Below are 23,479 nucleotides of genomic sequence, written 5' to 3' on the forward strand. Positions count from 1 at the left end.
TGGCCGGGCCATGCCACTTACCAGCTTTGAGTCGCCTTGAACTTCTCGACGCCAGCCTTGAGACCATTCTTGATCTCGTCATCGTAGCCGCCGGACTGATTGATCTTGTCCAGAAGATCCGCGTGCTCGGAGCGCATGAAGTCCAGCAGCGCCTTCTCGAAGCCCAGCACCTTGGCGACGTCGACGTCATCCAGGTAGCCTTCGTTGGCCGCGAACAGCGAGATCGCCATGTCGGCCACGGACATCGGAGAGTACTGCTTCTGCTTCATCAGCTCGGTGACACGCTGACCATGCTCGAGCTGCTTGCGGGTCGCTTCGTCCAGATCAGAGGCGAACTGGGAGAAAGCTGCCAGCTCACGGTACTGAGCCAGTGCCAGACGCACACCACCACCCAACTTCTTGATGATCTTGGTCTGAGCAGCACCACCGACACGGGAAACAGACAGACCCGCGTTGATGGACGGACGGATACCGGAGTTGAACAGGCTGGTCTCGAGGAAGATCTGACCGTCGGTGATGGAGATCACGTTGGTCGGAACGAACGCAGACACGTCGCCACCCTGGGTCTCGATGATCGGCAGCGCAGTCAGGGAGCCGGTCTTGCCTTTCACTTCACCCTTGGTGAACTGCTCGACATAATCGGCGTTGACGCGTGCGGAACGCTCAAGCAGACGGGAGTGGAGATAGAAGACGTCACCCGGGTAGGCTTCACGGCCCGGCGGACGCTTGAGCAGCAGGGAGATCTGACGATACGCCCATGCCTGCTTGGTCAGATCGTCATAGACGATCATCGCGTCTTCACCGCGGTCGCGGAAGTACTCACCCATGGTGCAACCGGCGTACGGTGCCAGGAACAGCATGGCAGCTGGGTCGGAAGCGCCAGCAGCGACGATGATGGTGTGTTCCATCGCGCCGTGCTCTTCGAGCTTGCGCACGACGTTGGCAATGGTGGACTGCTTCTGGCCGACGGCGACGTAGACGCAGGTAATGCCCTTGCCCTTCTGATTGATGATGGCATCAATCGCGATGGCGGACTTACCAATCTGACGGTCACCGATGATCAGCTCGCGCTGACCACGGCCGATCGGCACCATGGCATCGATGGACTTCAGACCTGTCTGCACCGGCTGGTCGACCGGCTCACGGGCGATGACGCCCGGAGCGACCTTCTCAACCGCGTCAGTCAGCTTGGCGTCGATCGGGCCTTTGCCGTCAATCGGGTTACCCAGCGCGTCGACCACACGGCCGACCATTTCCGGGCCTACCGGCACTTCGAGGATACGACCGGTGCACTGCGCGGTCATGCCCTCTTCGAGCTGGAGGTAGTCACCCAGAACGACAGCACCGACGCTGTCGCGCTCAAGGTTAAGCGCCATACCAAAGACGCCACCCGGGAATTCAATCATCTCACCGAACATGACGTCTGCGAGGCCGTGGATCTGCACGATGCCGTCGGAGACGCTGACGATGGTGCCCTGATTACGGGCTTCGGATGCGACGTCAAGCTTTTCGATACGCTGCTTGATGATGTCGCTGATCTCGGAAGGATTCAGTTGCTGCATGCCATGTCCCTCGGACTCAGGAGTTCAGTGCTTCGGAAAGCCGGGCCAGCTTGCCGCGCACGGAGCCGTCAATGACGGTATCTCCGGCACGGATGATGACGCCGCCGAGCAGCGTACTATCCACCTGAGTGGTAATGGAGATGTCGCGGTTCAGACGCTTGCGCAGGGCAGTGGCGAGCTTTTCTTCCTGCTCACTCTCCAGTGCAAAGGCAGACACCAGGGTCACCTCGACACGCTGTTCCTGCTCGGCCTTCTGGGCCTCGAACAATTCGGCCACGGAGGGCAGGGCCGCAAGGCGGTCCTGCTCACCGAGAGTCCGGATGAAGTTGCGGGCGCTGTCATCCAGCGCCTCACCGCACACGTCCAGGAAGGTGCCAACCTTGTGCTCGGTGGAGAGCTTGGGGTTGTCGAGCACCGCCTTGACGTTTGCGTCGACAGCGACGAGCGCCGCTGTCGACAACATGCCGGACCAGGCCTCTAGCGCCTGCTGGCCGCGTGCAAACTCGAACGCCGCCTTGGCGTACGGGCGAGCCGCGGTGGAGGTAGACGTTTCAGCCATGGAATCAGTCTCCTCAGAGCTCGGCAGCGAGCTTGTCAATCAGCTCGCGGTGCTTGGCTTCGTCGATGGAGGATTCCAGGATGCGCTCGGCGCCGACCACTGCAAGAGCAGCGACCTGACCACGGAGCTCGTCCTTGGCCTGGTTGATCTCCTGGGAGATTTCGGCACGGGCCTGCGCAACGAGACGCTCGCCTTCCGCACGTGCAGTTTCACGTGCTTCCTCGATCATCTGGTTGGAGCGCTTATGGGTCTGCTCAATGATGCGTGCTGCTTCATCCTTGCTTTCCCGCAGAGTCTCGGTGGCTTTTTCCTGCGCCAGTTCGAGGTCACGGGTAGCACGGCTGGCAGCATCCAGACCATCTGCAATCTTCTTCTGACGTTCTGCCAGAGCCTGTGTGACCGGCGGCCAGACATACTTCATGCAGAAATAAACGAAGACCGCAAAGGCGATGGCCTGACCAATCAGGGTTAAGTTCAGATTCACGCCAGCACCTCTCGCTTCACGATTGTTGGGTCAAAAACACGGTAGGCCGGAGGCCAGCCGATGTTTAACCGACAAACGGGTTGGCGAAGGTGAAGAACAGCGCGATACCAACACCGATCATGGTCACGGCATCCAGCAGACCAGCGACGATGAACATCTTGACCTGCAGCTGCGGGATCATTTCCGGCTGACGCGCTGCGCCTTCCAGGAACTTGCCACCGAGGATACCGAAACCGATGGCGGTGCCCAGGGCGCCCAGGCCGATCAGCAGGGAGACGGCGATAGCGGTCATGCCAAGAACTTGTGCTTCCATTGTGGAACTCCAGTTTTAGTCAAGTTTAAGTCAAGGGTTGAGGGTGTGAGCAGAGCTCGGAAATCTTGCCCCACGCCACGGATGGCGTGGGGCGAATTACATCAGTGGTCTTCGCTGGCCATGCTCAGGTAGACGATGGTCAGCATCATGAAGATGAATGCCTGCAGGGTGATGACCAGGATATGGAAGACCGCCCACGGGAAGTGCAGGGGCAGCTGCCAGATACCGACCAGCGAGATCAGGATGAAGATCAGCTCGCCTGCATACATGTTACCGAACAGACGCAGCGCCAGAGAGATCGGCTTGGCGATCAGCGTCACGAACTCAAGCAGGAAGTTGACCGGAATCAGTGCGATCTGTGCCAGCTTGTTCGGGGTGTTGAACGGGTGCAGCGTCAGTTCGGCCAGGAAGCCCTTGAGGCCCTTGACGCGAATGGAATAGAAGATGATCAGCGCGAACACGGACAGTGACATGCCCAGCGTGGCATTGATGTCAGTGGACGGCACCACCTTGAAGAACACGTGAGCCGGATCGGCGCCGAACATCTCACCGACCTTGGCAGCAACGCCAGGCAGCCAGTCGACGGGGATCAAGTCCATCAGGTTCATCAGGAAGATCCAGCAGAAGATCGTCAGTGACAGCGGTGCGATCAGGCGTGAACGACCGTGGAAGGTCTCACGCACGGACTGATCGACGAACTCGACCATCAATTCGACGAAGTTCTGCAGACCGCTGGGAACGCCAGTGGTGGCGGACTTGGCGACCTTGCGGAACAGGCACAGGAAGATCAGGCCCAGACCGATGGACCAGCCCATGGTATCCAGGTGGATGGCCCAGAATCCCATGTCGGCCGCTTCCTGAGCGCTGTGCGCCAGTGACCATCCGTGTTCCGGGTGGTTGCCGTACGTCAGATTCTGCAGGTGGTGCTGAATATATTCGGAGGGACTCGGGTTGGTGCCTGCCATGACTCTGCCTCAGGTTCGTGTGTACGGTGTTCGCTTCACCAGCCAGGGGCCCAGCCAGTGAACCGCCATTGCCGCCACGTAAGCGCAAAAAAATAAAGCGGGGTTTGAGGGCGGCACTGCAATGAAGAAGAACGCAAACAATACGGCCGTCAAACCGAACTTACCGGCCTCGGCCTGATAGAAGGCCTTGACCATTGCCTGGGCGTAACGTGCACCGGTCACACGCAGTGAACGCCAGGCGAAAAACAGATTGGGCAGCAGGCAGACCAGCCCACCACACAGCGCGGAAAGCGCCGCACCACTGCCTTTCATCACTCCCGCCAGCAAGACGGCAATCACGATGACCAGCGCCTGGCCCCAGAGCAATCGAGCCACCTGAGGGCGTTGTAGAGCAGCGGGTGTCGTCTTGTGCATCTTGGACCTGTGTCTCGCAATGATGGCCTTCGCCATTTCTGGCGCTGCGCTAGACACAGCCCGGGAGCAAACTCGCCGGATTATAGGGGAGCGCTTCACCGCCATCAACCAAACGACAAGCTAAATTCCTTGATCTTTCGCAAGCTTACGACCAAAGCCTCACTATCTTGCGGGAAACCGATGACAGTTTGCTTACGTTGACAGTCGCTTGCGGTGCGAGCGACACAGGGTTGCATGAATCACAACCTGACGTCAGCAACATCCTTCAATATCTTGAATGTCAGATGCATTTCGCGCCCCTGCGACAATGAGTCACAGGGGCGCGAAAGAGGATCGTGATCCATCACGCGGAAAATTTCCGTCAGGGGGAGTGACGCGTGGTCAGCCCACCCCTGCTCGCCCACTAGTGGATATGGCCGAGAATGCCGTCCAGCTCATCCAGACTGGTGTAGGAGATGGTGACCTTGCCCTTGCCACTCTTGCCGTGACGGATATTGACGGCGGCGCCCAGTTGCTCCGAGAGGCGCGTTTCCAGACGCTGGATGTCGGCGTCCGGTCGTGCCGGTGCCGGCTTGGGCTGCTCACCCTTCTGCACGCTTTTCACCAGCGCTTCGGTCTGGCGCACGGTCAGCTCGCGCTCGACCACTTCATGGGCCAGCTTGCGCTGGCGTGCCGGGGTCAGGCCGATCAGGGCACGCGCATGGCCCATGTCGAGCTCACCGCGCTCCAGCAGGGTCTGCACTTCCTGTTCCAGCGTCAGCAGTCGCAGCAGGTTGGTGACCTGGGCGCGTGAACGCCCGACGGCGTCGCCCACCTGCTGCTGGGTCAGCTCGAATTCCTCGAGCAGGCGCTTGAGCGCCAGGGCTTCCTCGACCGGATTGAGGTTCTCGCGCTGGATATTCTCGATCAATGCCAGCGCGAGCGCGATCTCATCGCTGATGCCTTCGCGGACGACGGCAGGAATGGTATCCAGCTCCGCCAGCTGCGAGGCACGCCAGCGGCGCTCGCCGGCGATGATCTCGTAGCGCCCCTCCCCCACCGGCCGCACCACGATGGGCTGCATCACGCCCTGAGCCCGGATGGAATCCGCCAGCTCCTCGAGCGCTTCCGGCTGAATGTCACGCCGTGGCTGATACTTGCCACGCTGCAGCTGCCCGAGCGGCAGGCGCTCGAGACGCTCGCTGGGCAATTCCGCCGTGGCAGCGGCCGGATTCGCGGCCAGCGCGGTATCCGGTGACGCATCGATGGCGTCGCCATCGACAGCTTCTATATCGGCTTCGACATGGCGGCGGCGGTTACCGGCGCCAATCAGGGCATCCAGGCCCCTTCCCAGGGCACGCTTACGCGTCATGGACCTTCCTCGGTGAAGTTACAGCGAGAGACGACGAATCAATTCCTTGGCGAGCACCCGATAGGCCTGGCTGCCACGCGACAGACGCGCATACTTGGTCACCGGCAGGCCGTGGCTTGGCGCTTCCGCCACCCGCACGTTGCGCGGAATGGTCGCCTTGATCAGGGTATCGCCAAAGTAATCGGAAAGTTGCTTGCTGACATCGCGGGTCAGACTGTTGCGAGCGTCGTACATGGTACGCACGATCCCGAACACGTCGAGGGCCGGATTCACGTTGCCTTGAATCTGCTCGACGGTATCGAGCAGCGCTGACAGACCTTCCAGTGCATAGAACTCGCACTGCAGCGGGATCAGCACGCCATGGGCGGCGGTCAGGGCATTGACGGTCAACATGTTGAGCGAGGGCGGGCAGTCGATCAGTACCACGTCATATTCCGCGGCGATCGGCGCCAGAGCTTCCGTGAGGCGGCGCTCACGCCCCTCGACACCGAGAAGATCGACCTCGGCGGCGGTAAGGTCGCCATTGCCGGGCAACAGGGCGTAGCCGGCATCGGGACAATCGAGAATCACGTCACTGGCACGCAGCTCACCCAGCAGCACATCCAGCACGCTGCCTTCGAGGTCGTGCTTGTCGATGCCGCTGCCCATGGTGGCATGGCCCTGCGGGTCGAGATCGATCAGCAGAACGCGGCGATCGAGTGCCGCCAGCGACGCCGCCAGATTGACGGCAGTGGTGGTCTTGCCGACGCCACCCTTCTGGTTGGTCAGCGCGATGATCTTGGTCACGAGCGACTTCCTTGGTTCCTTGAGAAGCGGGGCCATTGGCACCAGCCACATGCTCACGAGGACAGATCAATGATCTGCCCTCGTGAAAACATCAGGCTGCCTGCCTTTTGCGCCCGGCACAATCCCTGCGCACGCCTTGAGGCGCTTTATCAGTCGCGCTTGAGGCGCAGAAGGTGACGCTCCCCTTCCTCGCCCGGCACTTCCAGCACCAATGTCTCGACCAGCGAGACACCCATCGGCAGGCGGGCAATCTCATCACTGGGGATGCGCCCTTTCATGGCCAGCCATTCGCCGCCCTCGGCGAGCACGGCCGCCGACAGATTGACGAAGGCATCGGTATCGGCGAAGGCACGCGAGATGATCTGTTCGAACGGCGCGCCATCATAGGCTTCGATACGGACCTGGGTCGGGCTCAGATTCTTGAGGCCCAGCTCATGGCCGGCCTGAATCTGGAAGCGCACCTTCTTGCCATTCGAATCCAGCGGCACGACGGCGATGTCGGGACGCATGATCGCGATCACGATGCTGGGCAGGCCCGGGCCGGCGCCGACATCCAGAAGGCGTGGCCCACTGATATAAGGCAGCACACTGAGGCTATCGAGCAGATGGCGAGTCACCATCGCCTCCGGCTCACGTACCGCGGTGAGGTTATAGGCGCGATTCCACTTGTGCAACAGCACCAGCAACGTCATCAGCTGGGCGTGCTGTTCCTCGCTCAGCGCCACTCCCATGGCGCTGGCACCACGACTGAGCAGCTGAGCGCAACGTTCACGCTGTGTCTCGTTGAGCGTCTGGCTCATTGCGCGACTCCCGTGTCAGTCGTTGCGGCATCTGCGGGTGTCTCCGCCTTGATCAGCTGACGCTTCTTCAAGTGAATCAACAGGATAGAGACAGCTGCCGGCGTGACACCGGAAATGCGACCGGCCTGGGCCAGCGTCGCCGGGCGCGCTTCGTTGAGCTTCTGCTTGATCTCGTTGGAGAGACCATCGACGGAATCATAATCGAGGCTGGTCGGCAGTTCGGTGTGCTCGTGACGGCGCAGGCGGTCGATCTCTTCCTGCTGACGCTGGATATAGCCTGCGTACTTGGCAGTGATCTGCACCTGTTCGGCGATGCGCCAGTCGTCGACCCCTTCCCCTTTCAGGCCTGCCACATCCGGATACTCGAGCTCCGGACGCTTGAGCAGCTCCATCAGGCTGGCTTCGCGCTTGAGCGGCGAGCTGAGCTTGTCGCTCAACGGGGCCAGCTCCGGGCTCTTCGGCGTCAGCCAGGTGCTCTCGAGACGCGCGGTCTCGCGGGCGATGGCTTCACGCTTGCGATCGAAGGCTTCCCAGCGTGCGTCATCGATCAGGCCCAGCTCGCGACCCTTGGCGGTCAGACGCAGATCGGCATTGTCCTCACGCAGCAGCAGGCGATATTCGGCACGCGAGGTGAACATGCGGTACGGCTCGCGCGTGCCGAGGGTGATCAGGTCATCGACCATTACACCGGTATAGGCCTCGTCACGCAGCGGATGCCAGGACTTGTCGTCAGTGGCGCGCAAGGCGGCATTGACGCCCGCCAGCAACCCCTGGGCACCGGCTTCTTCATAGCCGGTGGTGCCGTTGATCTGACCAGCGAAGTACAGGTTCTTGATGAAACGCGTCTCCAGGGAGTGATGCAGGTCCTGGGGATTGAAGAAATCGTACTCGATGGCGTAGCCGGGACGCGTGATGTGCGCGTTCTCCATGCCACGGATCGAGCGCACCACCTCGAGCTGCGTATCGAAGGGCAGCGAGGTGGAGATGCCGTTGGGATACAGCTCATGGGTATTCAGGCCTTCCGGCTCGATGAAGACCTGGTGGCTGTTCTTGTCGGCGAAGCGATGCACCTTGTCCTCGATGGACGGGCAGTAACGCGGCCCGATGCCATCGATGACGCCGGAGTACATCGGCGAACGGTCGAGATTGGCGAAGATGATCTCGTGAGTGCGCTCGTTGGTGTGCGTGATGTAGCAGTTGACCTGCTCCGGCTGCATCTCACGGCTGCCCATGTAGGACATCACCGGACGCGGCGTGTCGCCCGGCTGGGCTTCCATCTTGCTGAAGTCGACGCTCTTGGCATCGATGCGCGGCGGGGTGCCGGTCTTGAGGCGATCGACCCGGAACGGCAGTTCACGCAGACGCGAGGCCAGGCCATTGGCGGGCGGATCACCGGCACGGCCACCGGCATGGTTGTCCAGGCCGATATGGATCACGCCGCCGAGGAAGGTCCCGGTCGCCAGCACCACCGTGGTGGCGTGGAAGCGGATCCCGGTCTGGGTGACGACACCCCGCACGGTCTCGCCTTCGACGATCAGGTCTTCCGCACCCTGCTGGAACAGCGTCAGGTTCGGCTGGTTTTCCAGCACGTTGCGGATCGCGGCCTTGTACAGCGCCCGGTCAGCCTGTGCGCGAGTGGCACGCACTGCCGGCCCCTTGCGGGCATTCAGGGTACGGAACTGGATACCCGCCATGTCGGTGGCCAGGCCCATGGCACCGCCCAGCGCATCGATCTCCTTGACCAGATGGCTCTTGCCGATCCCGCCGATGGCGGGATTGCAGGACATCTGGCCCAGCGTCTCGATGTTATGGGTCAGCAGCAGGGTCTGACGGCCCATGCGGGCAGCAGCCAGTGCGGCTTCCGTACCGGCATGACCGCCGCCGATGACGATCACGTCAAAGCGGTTCGGGTAATCCACGTTGGCACCTCGGGGTATCACGAAACTTGGGTGAAGCGCTGTTCGCTGGTTGGCGAAGCAGGCAAATCGGCCAGGCAGGGCGATGAATCGATGCCTGGATGAATCAAGGACTGCCAGACGGCATGGCGAATGATGTCCGTCGCCGAAGGCATGTGCTCGACCGGTGAGGGAGCTTGCAAGCCAGCAGGATGACGTCCGGGCCGCACAGTATAAACCGCCTGTGGGTAAGCGTCAGGAGTTTTCCACAGCGCCTTGCCCTGGCAGCCCATGAGCGAATGCTCGGGTTGTTTCTTCTGGGGCATCAATCCACGCCGTAACGATTCACGAGTCTGGCGGATACGACGTGTCGATTTTCCGGCGAGGGATGCGCTACCCAGACAGCCGTTCGTTATCCCGAACACTTCGGATTCGGCGAGTTCACTTCAGGTCGATCGTGAGGTCTCGGTCCGTCCTTCGGGTTTCCGGATAACAAGATTATATAAAGAAAAGAAAAAGGGGTTCTGTTGATGTTGTAACTACTGTTGTGGACAAAATCAGTGGGAAATCGACTTTATCCGTTACAAATCAAAAGCTTACGATGTTGATATAGTTGGGGAGAAAATGCGGAGTACCTGAGGACGCCACCGGTCGCTTCCTGTGGATGAAATGCGCCCTTGTCCACAGCCCCGATTATCCCCTGATTCATACCGAGCTGGTACCCGACTTTTCTGCCCTGCTGTGCACAAGTGGCGTTGTTACCCACAACCCCTAGTGCTGCATGGCCTGACGGCAAGAAGGCCGCGGATAATGCCGGAAAATGTCCACAGAGGCAAATGTCGATTTCCTGCGCTGCCCAAGGCTGTAGACAGTCATGGGATAAGTGGTGCGTGAATGGCTACAGCCCTCGCCAATGGTGCCAATGACGCGACGCGCCCCAGCCTGTGGATACTTTTTCGCTTGTTTTGCCCGTGTCGGCCGCTGAGACTGCCTGAACGCTGTCCCGGCGGCTCACGGTGCACGTTATCCTCGTGTGGTTTTCCGGCTAGGCCCCTGATTTATCCCTGTTTTTCACACGCTCAAACGACGCCTCAGTGAGGACTGCCAGGCGGGGAAAGCGTCATTCCTTCGAACGCCAAGGCGTGTTTGCGTGACCTGGCAAGGGGGTGGCCGGGGCCAAAAAAATTCGTTTTTTTCTTCTCGAAATGCCGACAGATGGCGTGGAGGGAGAAGATTTTTCATCGTTTGGCGACCCGTAGGGCTCGCAAGCCTCTCTGGGGACAAAAAAATGCCCCGACCTGACGGTCGGGGCATGCCCGCTGCACGCATGGCAGCGGGTAGGGTCATCACGTGCTCAACACTTGTCTGGGCAGTGGCTCAGCGAGCCTTGTGGAAGGCGCTCAGTGGGACAGTACGCGGGCCAGGAAGCTCTGGGTGCGTGGATGCTGCGGCGTATCGAAGACCTGCTCTGGCGTGCCTTCCTCGACGATGCTGCCCTGATGGATGAACACCACCCGGTCTGCCACTTCACGGGCAAAACTCATTTCATGGGTGACGATCATCATCGTCATGCCTTCGCGGGCCAGCTTGCGCATGACATCGAGCACCTCGCCGATCATTTCCGGGTCCAGTGCCGAGGTGGGCTCATCGAACAGCATCAGGCGCGGTTCCATCGCCAATGAGCGGGCAATGGCCACGCGTTGCTGCTGGCCGCCGGAGAGCTGCCCCGGGTACTTGTCGGCCTGCTCGAGGATATTGACCCGCTCGAGCAGCGTATCGGCTTGCTGCTTGGCCGCCGGTCGCGAGGTACCGCGGACCTTGATGGGGGCCAGGCTGACGTTGTCACGCACGCTCATGTGCGGGAAGAGGTTGAACTGCTGGAAGACCATGCCGACTTCGGTGCGTATCGCCTTGAGCGCCCGGTGGCTCTTGCCGTGGGGGATCAGCGAATGCCCATCCACCTCGATGTTGCCGTCCTGAAACTCCTCCAGGCCGTTCACGCAGCGAATCAGTGTCGACTTGCCGGAGCCACTGGCGCCGATGATCACCACCACCTCCCCCTGGGCGACCTCGAGCTCGATGTCCTTGAGGACATGCAGGCTGCCGAAATGCTTGTTGAGCTTGTGCATCTTCACGATGGCAGTCATGGGGCACTCCGAACCGGCGCTGCATGCCGGAAGGTCGTCAGAGGAATGAGGTCAGGCAGAAGGAGAGATGGCGCGGCTATATCCGTCGCGTGTGGGGGGCAGAGAGACATCATTGGCCCACCAACCCGCGGCGCTCGAGCATCCGCAAGCCAAATGACAGGCTGAGGGTGATCACCAGATACAGCAGCGCAACCATGAAGTAGGTTTCCAGCGCATTGAAGGTCGTGGCGATGTAGATCTGCCCCTGACGCACCAGCTCACCGACGCCGATCACCGAGAACAGCGAGGTGTCCTTGATCGAGACGATGCCCTGGTTACCCAGCGCGGGAATCATGCGGCGCAGCGCCTGAGGCCAGATGACATAGCGGAAGGTCTGCGGGGTGGAAAGGCCGAGTGACAGGCCGGCTTCCCGTTGGCCACGGGCGATGGACTGCACGCCACCGCGCACGATTTCCGAGATATAGGCCGCCGAGTTCAAGGCGATCGCGGCGATGCCGGCGGTCAGGGCATCGATGGGGCCACCGATGATCTGCGGCAGGCCATAGAAGATGAAGAGCACCTGGACGAGTACCGGGGTGCCACGGAAGATCTCGATATAGGCGGTGGCGACCCAGCGCAGGATGCGGCTGGGAGACAGGCTCAGTAGTCCGAACAGGATGCCGAGCACGAAGCCGATGGCGAGGCCACCGAAGGAAATGGCGAGGGTCCAGGGAATGCCCTCGAACAGGTAGGGCACCGAATTGAGTGCGGCCTGCCAATCAAACTGGAACTGAACGTCCACGGGGGGCTCCTTGGCACGAACCTCTCATGCGCCGCTGGGCGAGCCGGAGGTTCGAGACGACCGACATTCCGGCAGGCTGTCGCTGCCGAAATGTCGTGATGATGATCTGCACTACGCGACGCGAGGCGCCTGAGACGAGTCGAAAGCGGCTTACTGGCTGTCGCCGGGCATGGCGCCGAACCACTTCTGGTAGATCTCGGCATAGCTGCCATCGGACTTCATCTCGGCCAGCGCCTCGTTGGCGGCCTCGGTCCACTCGCTGCCTTCGGTGAAGGCGATGCCGTATTGCTGGCCTTCATAGAGCGGCCCCACCGTCTTGACGCGCCCATTGCCCTTGGTCTTGGCGAAGTAGCCGACGTTGGGGGCATCGTAGAAGACGGCATCGACGCTGCCGGACATCAGGGCCATGTACATGTCGGCGCTGCCCGGGTAAGGCGTGATGGTGGAGTCACCGAGGTTGGCGGTGAGGTAGTCGTAACTGGTGGAGCCGATCTTGGTGCCGATCTTCTTGCCTTCCAGGCCCTCGATATCCTCGATGTCGCCGTTGTTGGCCGAGGTCAGAATCTGCAGGCCGGAGTCATAGTAGGGATCGGTGAAGTCGACGATCTTCTCGCGCGCCTCGGTGATGGTGATGCCGGCGATGGCGACATCGACGCTACCGGTCTGTACGGCCGGAATGATGCCATTGAAGTCCATGGTCTTGAGGTCGATATCGAAGCCGGCGCGCTCGCCGATGGCATTGAGGATGTCGATATCGAAGCCGACCATCTCGCCGCTTTCCTGGTCGAGCATCTCGAAGGGCACGAAGCTCGGGTCGGTCGCCGCCTTGAGGGTGACGGCATGGGCAGCGCTGGCCATGAAGGTGGCGGCCGCGAGGCCAGAGAGGGAGGCCAGCAGGTGAGATCTGCGCATTTTACATTCCTCTTTATATTTAGATTTTAGGATGTATAGCGTTTTTAGATTGACGAGCACACCGGACCCCGTCAAGTCTCCCGGCGCTGCCATGCGGCGAAGGGAAGCTTGCAAGCCACTGAGATGACGAAAAAAAATCGCCCCCTACCGGTTCCCGGTAGGGGGCGATCAGGCGTCAACAAGGCGCCAATGTCGTGCGCGGGCCTGTCAGCCCTGACGGTCATACGCTCTCTGGTCAGACCCTCAATGATCAGACCATGAAGGAAGACCCGCAGCCACAGGTGCTGGTGGCATTGGGGTTCTGGATCATGAAGCGGGCGCCCGCCAGACCTTCCTCATAGTCGATCGTCGAGCCGACCAGATACTGGTAGGACAGCGGGTCGATCACGATGGCGGCTTCGCCCAGCTCGACCACGGTGTCGTCATCGGCCAGATCGGTGGCGATATCGAAGCCGTACTGGAAGCCGGAACAGCCGCCGCCAGTGACATAGACCCTGAGACGCAGCTCCGGGTTGGCTTCTTCCGCGCGCAGCGCTGCAATCCGGGCACTGGCGCGCTCGGACAGGTACAACGGCGTCGGGATGAAGCTTTGTGCTTCGCTCATGCGGGCCTCCTGGAAGGAGTCGGAGGCCGGACGCTGGAGACAGCGCCCGGCACGGTATAGAGAACGGAATGACGCCTATTATCCCTATATCCGAGCAAAAGGGTCAACTTTGTCTGACGTGCTGCCTTGCGGGCGTACGCTGGCGGTTCAGGGCATCATCGCCGGCGCGCCGATCCCCATCATCTCATCGAGACCGAACATCAGGTTGAGGTTCTGGATGGCCTGACCTGATGCGCCCTTGACCAGGTTGTCGATCACCGACAGCACCACCAGGGTGTCGCCGTTGCCCGGACGATGCAGGGCGATGCGGCACAGGTTGGTGCCACGCACGCTGCGCGTCTCCGGATGGCTGCCCAGCGGCATGACATCGACGGCGGGGTGATCGGCGTAGCGCTGCTCGAACAGCGCCTGCAGATCTTCCAGCGTGCCGCTGGAGCCGCTCAGACGCGGATAGAGGGTGGAGTGGATGCCGCGGATCATCGGCGTCAGGTGCGGGACGAAGGTCAGACCGACCGCGCTGCCGGCTGCCAGGTCCAGCCCTTGGGTGATTTCCGGCAGGTGACGATGGCCGGAGGCGCCGTAGGCCTTCATGGACTCGCCAGCTTCACACAGCAGCGAGCCGACCTTGGCACCGCGACCCGCGCCGGAGACGGCGGACTTGCAGTCGGCGATGATGTTGTCAGTCTCGATCAGGCCGGCTTCCAGCAGCGGGATCAGCCCCAGCTGCACGGAGGTCGGGTAGCAGCCCGGCACCGCGATCAGGCGCGCTTCGCGGATGGCATCGCGATTGACTTCCGGCAGGCCGTAGACGGCTTCGCCGAGCAGCTCCGGCGCGCCATGCGGCTGGCCATACCACTCGGCCCAGACGTCGGCGTCCTTGATGCGGAAGTCCGCGGACAGGTCGATGACACGCGTGCCGCGTGCCAGCAGATCGCCAGCCAGGGCGTGAGCGACACCGTGAGGCGTGGCGAAGAACACGGCGTCGCAGGCGGCCAGCACCTCGGCATCCGGCTCGCTGAACGCGAGGGTGTCGTAGTGGCCGCGCAGATTGGGGTACATCTCGTCGACACGCACGCCCTTCTCGCTTCGCGAGGTGATCACGGTCACTTCCACCTGCGGGTGGCTGGCCAGGAGCCTGAGGAGTTCCACTCCGGTGTAACCGGTGCCGCCGACGATACCTACCTTGATCATGCTGCCTCCCCGCCTTCGGGCGGTGTCCTGTTGATGCGAGATGTAATCTTGTGTCCGATCTGCTGCTGCGACCTTTGGTGGCCTGTGCGCGAGACAGGCGTTGCGCCATGCTGTGCCGAGGTTGTCGGATTGCGCACGGTCGCGACGGTTCGCAATCGATATGATACACAGGTGTCAGGCGGGCAGTAATGCGCTGCCGACATGGATGTCCTCTGTCATTGCCAGTGCCTTCAAGGAGTCGTGAGTGTCACGCCTGACGCGTCCGCATCTGCCTCGTCCCAGTCTCGACAATTTTCGGCGCAAGCTGGCGGCGGTCGATGCACTCCCGCAACTGTGTCTGCTGGGGCTGGTGGCAGGGCTGCTGACCGGCTCATTGATGGTTGGCTTCCGCCTGCTGTTGAGCGCCGGTGCCCTGGGCTTCATGCCCGATGACAACCCGGAGAACTTCGAGGGGCTTGCTCCCTGGGTGCGCGCCTCGCTGCCGCTGCTGGCGGTGCTGGTGATCGGCATCGTGCTGGGGCGACAGCATCCGGCGCAGCGCAAGCTGGGCATCGGTCATGTCATCGAGCGCCTGACCTACCATCAGGGCAAGATGCCGCTGCGTGCCTGGCTCAATCAGGTCGTGGTCGGGGTCGTGAGCGTGCTCGGCGGCCTGTCGGCGGGGCGTGAAGGCCCGGCGATCCACCTGGGCGCCGGGGCCTCGAGCTGGATCGGCGAGCGCCTCAAGCTGCCCAACAACAGCCTGCGCGTGCTGGTCGCTTGCGGCACGGCGGCGGGCATCTCTGCCTCCTTCAATACGCCGATCGCAGGGGTCATCTTCGCCATGGAAGTGGTGATGATGGAGTACACCCTGATGGGCTTCATGCCGGTGATTCTGGCCTCGACCACCGGCGCGGTGGTCACGCAGATGGTCTACGGCTCGGCACCGGCCTTCGCGGTGCCGTCTCTGCTGCTGCATTCCCTGCTCGACCTGCCCTGGGTCATCGTCACGGCGCTGGTCATCGGCCTGCTGGCGGGGGGCTTCGTGCATCTGGCGCGTCAGCAGGCGCGCGTGGCACACCTGTCATGGGGGATGCGCATGGCGCTGGTCGGGGTCTCGACGGCCGTCGTGGCGTGGTGGTATCCCCAGGTGCAAGGCATCGGCTATGACAGCCTGGCCCAGCTGCTCGACGGCCAGCTGGCGCTGGATATCCTGTTGGCGCTGGTGATCGGCAAGCTGGTGCTGTCGGCACTGTGCGTGGCCTGTGGCGTGCCGATCGGCATCATCGGTCCGGTGGTGGTGGCGGGTGCCGCTGCCGGGGCATTGATGGGTATGCTGGGCGGCTGGCTGTTGCCGGACCAGGCCTCGGACATCGCGCTTTACGCCCTGCTCGGCATGGCGGCGATGATGGGCGCGGTGCTTCAGGCGCCACTGGCTGCCCTGATGGCACTGCTCGAATTGACGCATTCGCCGAATATCATCCTGCCCGGCATGCTGGCGGTGGTGGTGGCAGGCCTGACCTGTCGCCAGCTGTGTCACTGCCAGGGCTTCTTCATCTCGACGCTGACGGCGCAGGGCCTGCATCCGCTCCAGCAGCCATTGATGCAGGCGCTGTCGCGGGTGGCGGTGCCGGCGGTGATGGAGCGCTCGCTGGTCAGCGTGCCGCGCCGCATCACGCGTGAGCGTGCTCGCGCCCTGCTCGACAGCAAGCCGGTCTGGCTGGTGGTTACGCGCTCGACGCCGGAAAAGCCGATGGTCGCGCTGCCGGCGGCGGATCTGGTGCGTGTGCTGATGGATGAGCACTGGCTGGAGCAGGAAGAGCTCGACCTGCTCGAGATCCCCGCTCAGCGTCTGGATCTCGCGCCCATCCACCTGCAGGCTACCTTGTCCGAGGCCTATGAGCGGCTGCTGCCCAGCGATGTCGATGCCCTCTATGTCGAGCACACCACGGCACCGATGATTCGCAAGATTTCAGGTATCATCACGCGGGATGCAATAGAGAGCTACTATCGCTATACGCCCTGAAGCGTGGCGTGGCAGCTGTCTCTCAGGCGTGAATTCGCTCTGCGTGCGCCTGGCCGCGACTGCATACCGCATGGGCCTTGGCGGTGCCACATGCCATCGTGGCGATCCGATTGCATCATCCGTGCGTCCACTTTCTGACCTTCCCGACCCTGACTGACGGAGCTCCCTCATGTATCTGTGGATCAAGGCTTTCCATCTGATTGCCGTAGTGTGCTGGTTTGCTGCCCTCTTCTATCTGCCCCGGCTGTACGTCTATCACGCCCAGGCGCGTGATGCCGGCGACCACAAGGCCATCGAGTACTTCAAGACCATGGAGCGCAAGCTCTATCGCGGCATCATGATGCCGTCGATGATCGCGACCCTGGTGCTGGGGATCTGGCTGCTGGCGCTGGTGCCGAGCTTCATGAGCATGGGCTGGATGCACCTCAAGCTGACCATGGTCGTGCTGCTGGTCGGCTATCACCATGCCTGCGGCCTGTATCTGAAGCAGTTCGCCGCCGATACCTGCAAGAGAACCTCGCGCTACTTCCGCTTCTTCAATGAAGTGCCGGTGCTGATGCTGGTGGTGATCGTCATCTGCGTCATCGTCAAACCGTTCTGAGGGATGGTTCAGCCATGACCGAGTGCTCAGCGCAACTGCCCTACGTGCTGGTATTGGCGGGGCATGATCCCAGTGGCGGCGCGGGTCTGATCGCCGACAGCGAGGCGATCCGTGCCGGTGGCGGCTGGGCGCTGACGGTGCCGACGGCACTGACGGTGCAGAACTCCTGCAATGTGCAGGCGGTGATCCCGCAATCGGGCGAGTCGATGCTCGCCATGGCCCGCACCCTGTGTGAGGACTTCCGCCCGGGCGCGCTCAAGATCGGTCTGCTCGCCAGCGAAGCGGCGCTCACGGCGTGCGTGATGCTGATCGAGGAACTCCAGCAGCGCTGGCCGGGGTTACCCGTAGTATGGGACCCGGTGCTCAAGGCGGGCGGCGGGCTGGAGCTTTCCACCGAGTCGCTGATCCATCAGGCGCGTGAGAGCTTGCTGCCGCATGTGGATGTGCTCACGCCCAACCGCGCGGAGCTTGCGCGGCTGGCGGCCTGCCCCACGGGGACGGGCGACGGCCGACTCGCCGAGCATCTGCTGGCGGCAGGCGCCGGGGCCGTGCTGGTCACCGGTACCGATCCTGTCGAGCGCGATGCTGATTCGCTGACTGAGCCGTCGGTGATCCATCGTCTGTATCGCCGAGACCACGCCACGCTCGCATTGGACTGCCCGCGACTGACAGGCAGCTTCCATGGCAGCGGCTGCACGCTGGCCTCGCACCTGGCGGTGCGTCTGGCACGCGGCATGACGTTGCCATCGGCATGGCAGGCTGCCCAGCAGGCCACTTGGCAGAGTCTCGTCGATGGCCAGCAGCGTGGGCGGAAAGGTGCGTTGCCCGAGGCCCAGTTTCTGCCCTGGCGATAGCGCTATTGCCCCTTTCGACGCCGGCACCCCTTGCGCTCGCGCGGCTGCAACTCACCCGTGAGTCGCGTTAAGCTGTCGCCATCGATGGCATTCGGGTTATCCACACCCCCTTGCCGCCCTGAGGCTATCGGGCCGTTTCATCGGCTGTGGACAAGCTGCATTCACGTTATCCACAGCGTCTTTATGTCTGATCACCCTTTTCTCCATTTTCGCGGCCGATGTGCCGCTCGCCGCTTATCAAGAGGTATGTCATGACCACGTCCGCTGCCCAGTTCGAACGCGCCAGCCGTCATATTCCCGGTGGCGTCAACTCGCCGGTCCGCGCCTTCAAGGGACTGCATCGTCCGCCGGTGTTCATCGACCATGCCAAGGGCGCGTATCTGTTCGATGTGGAGAACACGCGCTATATCGATTACGTCGGTTCCTGGGGACCGATGATCACCGGTCACGCCGATGAAGATGTGCTCAGCGCCGTGCGCGAGCGTCTCGAAAGTGGCCTGTCCTTCGGTGCGCCCACCGAGATCGAGTCCGAGATGGCCGAGCTGATCTGCGAGATGTTGCCGAGCCTCGACATGGTGCGCATGACCAACTCCGGCACTGAAGCCACCATGTCGGCGATCCGCCTGGCGCGGGGCTTCACCGGTCGCGACAAGATCGTCAAGTTCGAGGGCAACTATCACGGTCACTCCGACTCGCTGCTGGTCAAGGCCGGCTCCGGCGCGCTGACCCATGGCGAGCCCAGCTCCCCGGGCGTGCCGGCCTCGCTGGCCGAGCACACCATCACGCTGGACTACAACGACGCCGAGGGTGTGCGCCGTTGCTTCGCCGAGCTGGGTGACGAGATCGCCTGCATCATCGTCGAACCAGTCGCCGGCAACATGAACTGCATTCCGCCGGTTCCAGGCTTCCTCGAAAGCCTGCGTGAAGTGTGCGATGCCCACGGCAGCGTGCTGATCCTCGATGAGGTGATGACGGGCTTCCGTGTTGCCCTGGGTGGCGCTCAGGCACATTACGGCATCACGCCGGACCTGACCTGCCTGGGCAAGATCGTCGGCGGCGGCATGCCGGTGGGTGCCTTCGGCGGCAAGCGCGAGATCATGCACCATCTCTCGCCGCTGGGGCCGGTCTACCAGGCCGGGACGCTGGCAGGCAATCCGCTGGCGATGGCCGCTGGCGTCGCGCTGCTGCGCAAGCTCAAGGCGCCCGGCTTCCACGCCGAGCTTTCACGCAAGGTCGAGATGCTGTGTGAAGGCCTGGAAAGCCGTGCCAAGGCGGCAGGCATCCGTCTGATCACCCAGCATGCCGGTGGCATGTTCGGTGTCTTCTTCACCGATGACGCAGAGGTCAGCAATTTCGCCTCCGCCACGCGCTGCCGTCAGCAGGATTTCGTGACCTTCTTCAACGCGATGCTCGCCGAAGGCGTCTATCTGGCGCCGTCCGCCTATGAAGCCGGCTTCATGTCCGCGGCACACACCGATGCTGATATCCAGGCCACGCTGGATGCGGCTGAGCGGGTCTTTGCGCAGATGTCCGCATCGAGCTGAGGGCGACGCAAGACAGTAACTGAGTCCGCGGGTTGGCCAACGCGGACAGGAACCCGCTCGGCAGGCTGCCGGGCGGGCTGCCATCCGGTACACTTGTCGCCAACGATAGCGATTGCGCTAATGACCTTATAGCCAGCTTGCCTTAGCGGAGATGACCTTGAGCCAGGCCTTGATTCGAGCCCTTCACACAGCCGATTGCTTCGATCACCCCGTGAAGGATATCGAAGTGCACGAGACGCATATCTCGTGGATCGTGCTGACCGGCGACTACGCCTACAAGATCAAGAAGCCGCTGGATTTCGGCAGCTTCCTGGATTTCTCGACCCTTGAGCGCCGCAAGCTCCTGTGTGAACAGGAAGTGCGCCTCAACCGCCGTCTGGCACCGACGCTGTACCTGGATACCGTGGCGATCTCGGGCACGCCCGAAGCTCCGCGCATCGGAGACGACAGTGCTGTCTTCGAGTACGCGGTCAAGATGCGCCAGTTTTCCAATCGCCACCTGTTCAGCGCCCTGCAGGCCAGTGGCGAGCTGTCGCTGGAATTGCTGGATGATCTGGTCGACCAGCTGGTGGCCTTCCACGAGCAGGCCGAGCGCATCCAGGGCGATAGCGAGCTGGGTAGCCCGCAGATGGTTAGTCGTACCATCGACAACGAGTTCGAGCTGATTCGTCCGCGCCTCGGTGATGATGCCGAGGCCATCAAGCGACTCACGCTGCTCAAGCAGTGGACCGAAGAGACCTTCCAGCGCCTCAATCCCGAGTTCGAGCGTCGCTGGCAGGAAGGCTTCGTGCGTGAGACTCACGGCGATATCCACCTGGGTAACGCCGTGCGCCATGAAGGCCGTGCCCTGCTGTTTGACGGCATCGAGTTCAATGAAGAGTTGCGCTGGAATGATGTCGGTTGTGACCTGGCCTTCCTGGTGATGGATCTCGAAGCGCGTGATGAGCAGGCCTTTGCCCATCATGCGCTCAACCGTTATCTCGAGCTCTCCGGCGATTACTCGCTGGTGCGTCTGCTGCCGTACTACAAGATCTATCGCGCCCTGATCCGGGCCAAGGTGGCGATGATTCGCTATCACCAGCCGGACCTGTGTGAAGCGGATCGCGCCGATGTGCTGGCCGAGTATGAGCGCTATATCGGGCTGGCGGAGCGCTATAGCGAGATCCGCTTCCCTTACATGATCATCGGTGTGGGTGTCTCCGGCAGCGGCAAGAGTCGCTTCACCGAAGAGATGGTGCGTGAACTGGGTGGTGTACGCATTCGCAGCGATGTGGAGCGCAAGCGCCTGTATGGCTTTGCGGCGGATGCCGATACCGAGTCCGGGCTCAATGGCGGCATCTATACCCCCCAGGCCACCCATGCGACCTACGAGCGACTCTCGAATCTGTCCGCCACGCTGCTGGAATCGGGCATCCCCGTCTGCATCGATGCCACCTGCCTGAAGAAGGTGCAGCGTGATCGCCTGCGTCATGAGGCAGAAGCCCGTGGTCTGCCGGTGCTGATGATCAGCTTCGAGGCCGATGACGAGACGCTGCGCAAGCGCATCATCAAGCGTAGTCAGCGCAGTGGCGAGGCTTCCGAAGCGGGTCTGGAAGTGCTCGACAAGCAATTGGCCAATCGCGAGCCATTTGCGCCAGAAGAGCATGGTCAGCTGGTCCATATCGACACGACAGCGCCCAACGCCAATGTCACCTTGGCTCGCCTGATTCGTGAGCAGCTCAGGCTGCATTGATACGAGCGATCGATGTCATGGGGCATGGCGGGATGACCGCCATGCCCTTTTTTGTATTGCATAGTGCACTCCCGAGTGAGCCTCGGCTTGGGTTGGGAAGCTATGCATCTGGAAAGGAAATATCATGCGCCAACAATGGGTAAATACCGCCGCCGCTGCCATCAGTCTGGCACTGCTCGCGGGCTGCTCCAGCCAGCCGACAACCGCTGATCTCATGCGCGGTCAGGCTGAGGAAGCCAAGGCCGTCGCCAAGATGCGTGATCAGCTGGCCGATAATTGGGAGAGCGGCAAGTCTCTGGTGGCCGCGGGTGAGAAGCAGATCGTCAGTGGTGATAATCTGGTCAATGATGGCGAATCCAATATCGCCAAGGGCCAGGCGCTGATCGATAAGGGCAATGGTCAGATCAAGAAGGGCAAGGCGCGGATCGCCAGCGGTAACAAGCAGGTCAGCAAGGGCCGTCAGATGGTGGATGAAAGCCTTGAGAGTTATCGCAAGTCCTTCCCGGAGAATGTCGTGACACCGCCAAAGAAGTAACTTGCCGCTGCGATAGATGTTTCGCGGCTGGTACTGGAAGGCCGCTGACACCCTGTCAGCGGCCTTTTTCATTATATGGATCCACCGAGCGGAAAAACGAAAAACCCCGCTTGCGCGGGGTTCTGTAAGACATCCTGGCTGGGGCGTGATCAGTACTGCATCACGTTGGCTACGTTGCCACCGCCAGTCTGGGTGATGGTGGAAGAGTTGGTGAAACCAGTCTGCGTCACATTGGCAGTATTCGGCGCAAAGCTCATGAAGCCGCCAGCCTGCTGCAGAATGGTGGATTCGTTATGTCCGCCTACCTGCAGCACGGTCGCACTGTCGTTGTAACCGGTCTGGGTAATGTAGGACTCGTTATCAACCGCCCAAACCTGCGTGACATTGGCATCGTTGTTGAAGCCGCTTTGCTCAGTCATGGCCAGATTGCCCAGGCCAGCCTGCTTGATATCAGAATCATTGAAGGCACCGCTCTGAATGACCATGCTACGGTTACCGTAACCGTACTGGTCTATCTCGGAGTCATTGTGGAAGTCAGACTGAGATACGCTGGCACGGTTGTAGCCACCCGCCTGATTGATCTCGGAATCGTGTGACTTGTCGCTTTGCATGACACGAGCTCGCTGATGCTTGCCGGATTGTGCGATGTCCGAGTCACTGAAGGCCCCCGTCTGCATGACACGTGCCTTGCTGTACTTCCCGCTCTGCAACACGCTGGAGTCATGGTAGATGCCGCTCTGGCTGACGGAAGCGACGTTGTAGTCACCGCTCTGTTCGACATCCGAATCATGGCCGAGGCCCATCTGGGTCACGGTCGCTTTCTCGTGACTACCGCTTTGCGTGGCAGTGGACGAGTTGAAGGCGCCTGTCTGGGTCACGGTCAAGTCATTGAAACGACCACTTGAGTTCGGGCCGCTATCGCCTTGCTTGGAGACGGAGTTGTTGCGCAGGCCTTCCTGGGTGATGGTGGCCGTGTTCTTGAAGCTTTTCTGGTCGACATCAGCGTGGTTGCGGCGGCCATCTTGGTAGACAGTTGCTATCTGTGCCTGACCCCTCTGCAGGACATCCGCCATATTGGCCAGGCCTTGCTGGTTGACACTGGCAATGCTTGCGACGCCGCTCTGGTAGACAGTGGCGCCGTTGAAGGCCCCTGTCTGGTCGATATCACTGGTATGCTCGCCGGCGTTGAACGGGTTTCCATTGCGATCACCTTGGGTGACCGTCGCGCCATTGGCGAAACCGGTCTGATCGATGTCGGAAGCATTGTCCACTGCCATCGCATGTGAAGAGAAAGCGACAGCGGCAGCCAGCAAGCTCATTTGGATTTTCATGGTTTGTTCCCTTGTGTAGATCGTTTTTTGAGTTGTGTTTTTATTATTGATTTGCTTCTGGTCGTGCATCCCCTGACATGATGACGGTCTGGTTTTTCGTGATTCGCGACATC

At 61.6% G+C, this 23,479-nt stretch carries 23 protein-coding genes; 6 read left to right on the plus strand and 17 right to left on the minus strand.

Annotation, left to right across the window (positions count from 1 at the left end; translation table 11 throughout):
• Positions 1-17: 17 nt before the first annotated feature.
• The 16 genes from atpA to argC form a co-directional block, all read right to left on the minus strand.
• Positions 18-1,562 (minus strand): F0F1 ATP synthase subunit alpha, encoded by a 1,545-nt coding sequence (gene atpA / locus R1T44_RS01345; RefSeq protein WP_043331712.1) that lies wholly within the window; start codon positions 1,560-1,562, stop codon positions 18-20.
• Between the two features lie 16 nt (positions 1,563-1,578).
• Positions 1,579-2,121 carry a F0F1 ATP synthase subunit delta gene (locus R1T44_RS01350; protein WP_043331710.1) on the minus strand — a complete coding sequence of 181 codons (543 nt, stop codon included), beginning with the start codon at positions 2,119-2,121 and terminating at the stop codon, positions 1,579-1,581.
• A gap of 13 nt (positions 2,122-2,134) precedes the next feature.
• A complete protein-coding gene (locus R1T44_RS01355) occupies positions 2,135-2,605 on the minus strand; it encodes a F0F1 ATP synthase subunit B (RefSeq protein WP_043331708.1) in 471 nt (156 codons plus the stop codon).
• 64 nt (positions 2,606-2,669) lie between these two features.
• Positions 2,670-2,918 (minus strand): F0F1 ATP synthase subunit C, encoded by a 249-nt coding sequence (atpE, locus tag R1T44_RS01360; RefSeq protein ID WP_011508579.1) that lies wholly within the window; start codon positions 2,916-2,918, stop codon positions 2,670-2,672.
• A gap of 101 nt (positions 2,919-3,019) precedes the next feature.
• Positions 3,020-3,883: a F0F1 ATP synthase subunit A gene (gene atpB / locus R1T44_RS01365; protein WP_043331706.1), complete on the minus strand. Its 864-nt coding sequence runs from the start codon at positions 3,881-3,883 to the stop codon at positions 3,020-3,022.
• 9 nt (positions 3,884-3,892) lie between these two features.
• Positions 3,893-4,297 carry an ATP synthase subunit I gene (locus R1T44_RS01370; protein WP_043331819.1) on the minus strand — a complete coding sequence of 135 codons (405 nt, stop codon included), beginning with the start codon at positions 4,295-4,297 and terminating at the stop codon, positions 3,893-3,895.
• Between the two features lie 403 nt (positions 4,298-4,700).
• The gene (locus tag R1T44_RS01375) at positions 4,701-5,648 is read right to left on the minus strand and encodes a ParB/RepB/Spo0J family partition protein (protein WP_131431064.1); all 948 of its coding nucleotides are present in this window, start codon (positions 5,646-5,648) and stop codon (positions 4,701-4,703) included.
• A gap of 18 nt (positions 5,649-5,666) precedes the next feature.
• Positions 5,667-6,434 carry a ParA family protein gene (locus R1T44_RS01380; protein ID WP_043331702.1) on the minus strand — a complete coding sequence of 256 codons (768 nt, stop codon included), beginning with the start codon at positions 6,432-6,434 and terminating at the stop codon, positions 5,667-5,669.
• A gap of 149 nt (positions 6,435-6,583) precedes the next feature.
• A complete protein-coding gene (gene rsmG, locus R1T44_RS01385) occupies positions 6,584-7,234 on the minus strand; it encodes a 16S rRNA (guanine(527)-N(7))-methyltransferase RsmG (protein ID WP_043331700.1) in 651 nt (216 codons plus the stop codon).
• Complete coding sequence (gene mnmG, locus R1T44_RS01390) at positions 7,231-9,153, minus strand: tRNA uridine-5-carboxymethylaminomethyl(34) synthesis enzyme MnmG (RefSeq protein ID WP_317292427.1); 1,923 nt, start codon at positions 9,151-9,153, stop codon at positions 7,231-7,233. The genes rsmG and mnmG overlap by 4 nt, the downstream gene beginning before the upstream one ends.
• Before the next feature lie 17 nt (positions 9,154-9,170).
• Complete coding sequence (locus R1T44_RS01395; protein ID WP_317292428.1) at positions 9,171-9,455, minus strand: hypothetical protein; 285 nt, start codon at positions 9,453-9,455, stop codon at positions 9,171-9,173.
• Positions 9,456-10,529: 1,074 nt separating this feature from the next.
• A complete protein-coding gene (locus R1T44_RS01400) occupies positions 10,530-11,276 on the minus strand; it encodes an amino acid ABC transporter ATP-binding protein (protein WP_317292429.1) in 747 nt (248 codons plus the stop codon).
• Between the two features lie 109 nt (positions 11,277-11,385).
• Positions 11,386-12,057, minus strand: a complete 672-nt coding sequence (locus R1T44_RS01405) for an amino acid ABC transporter permease (protein WP_317292430.1) — start codon at positions 12,055-12,057, stop codon at positions 11,386-11,388.
• 150 nt (positions 12,058-12,207) lie between these two features.
• Positions 12,208-12,969: a transporter substrate-binding domain-containing protein gene (locus tag R1T44_RS01410; protein WP_213114853.1), complete on the minus strand. Its 762-nt coding sequence runs from the start codon at positions 12,967-12,969 to the stop codon at positions 12,208-12,210.
• Between the two features lie 250 nt (positions 12,970-13,219).
• The gene (gene erpA, locus R1T44_RS01415; RefSeq protein WP_043331693.1) at positions 13,220-13,573 is read right to left on the minus strand and encodes an iron-sulfur cluster insertion protein ErpA; all 354 of its coding nucleotides are present in this window, start codon (positions 13,571-13,573) and stop codon (positions 13,220-13,222) included.
• Between the two features lie 147 nt (positions 13,574-13,720).
• On the minus strand, positions 13,721-14,764 hold the full coding sequence (argC, locus tag R1T44_RS01420) for an N-acetyl-gamma-glutamyl-phosphate reductase (protein ID WP_317292431.1): 1,044 nt from the start codon (positions 14,762-14,764) through the stop codon (positions 13,721-13,723).
• Between the two features lie 253 nt (positions 14,765-15,017).
• On the opposite strand from argC, the gene R1T44_RS01425 reads away from it, so the two are divergent.
• The 6 genes from R1T44_RS01425 to R1T44_RS01450 all read left to right on the plus strand — a co-directional run bounded on the left by R1T44_RS01425 (position 15,018) and on the right by R1T44_RS01450 (position 22,035).
• A complete protein-coding gene (locus tag R1T44_RS01425) occupies positions 15,018-16,769 on the plus strand; it encodes a chloride channel protein (protein WP_317292905.1) in 1,752 nt (583 codons plus the stop codon).
• 169 nt (positions 16,770-16,938) lie between these two features.
• A complete protein-coding gene (gene hemJ / locus R1T44_RS01430; protein WP_043331686.1) occupies positions 16,939-17,370 on the plus strand; it encodes a protoporphyrinogen oxidase HemJ in 432 nt (143 codons plus the stop codon).
• Positions 17,371-17,384: 14 nt separating this feature from the next.
• Positions 17,385-18,224: a bifunctional hydroxymethylpyrimidine kinase/phosphomethylpyrimidine kinase gene (gene thiD, locus R1T44_RS01435; RefSeq protein ID WP_317292432.1), complete on the plus strand. Its 840-nt coding sequence runs from the start codon at positions 17,385-17,387 to the stop codon at positions 18,222-18,224.
• Between the two features lie 251 nt (positions 18,225-18,475).
• Complete coding sequence (gene hemL / locus R1T44_RS01440) at positions 18,476-19,768, plus strand: glutamate-1-semialdehyde 2,1-aminomutase (RefSeq protein ID WP_317292433.1); 1,293 nt, start codon at positions 18,476-18,478, stop codon at positions 19,766-19,768.
• Between the two features lie 211 nt (positions 19,769-19,979).
• Positions 19,980-21,500, plus strand: a complete 1,521-nt coding sequence (locus R1T44_RS01445) for a bifunctional aminoglycoside phosphotransferase/ATP-binding protein (protein ID WP_317292434.1) — start codon at positions 19,980-19,982, stop codon at positions 21,498-21,500.
• A gap of 124 nt (positions 21,501-21,624) precedes the next feature.
• Positions 21,625-22,035, plus strand: a complete 411-nt coding sequence (locus R1T44_RS01450; protein WP_317292435.1) for a hypothetical protein — start codon at positions 21,625-21,627, stop codon at positions 22,033-22,035.
• A gap of 149 nt (positions 22,036-22,184) precedes the next feature.
• On the opposite strand, the gene R1T44_RS01455 is transcribed toward R1T44_RS01450, so the two are convergent.
• The gene (locus tag R1T44_RS01455) at positions 22,185-23,435 is read right to left on the minus strand and encodes a hypothetical protein (protein ID WP_317292436.1); all 1,251 of its coding nucleotides are present in this window, start codon (positions 23,433-23,435) and stop codon (positions 22,185-22,187) included.
• Between the last annotated feature and the right edge of the window lie 44 nt (positions 23,436-23,479).

This window comes from Cobetia amphilecti, from assembly GCF_032923285.1.
GTDB lineage: Bacteria > Pseudomonadota > Gammaproteobacteria > Pseudomonadales > Halomonadaceae > Cobetia > Cobetia amphilecti.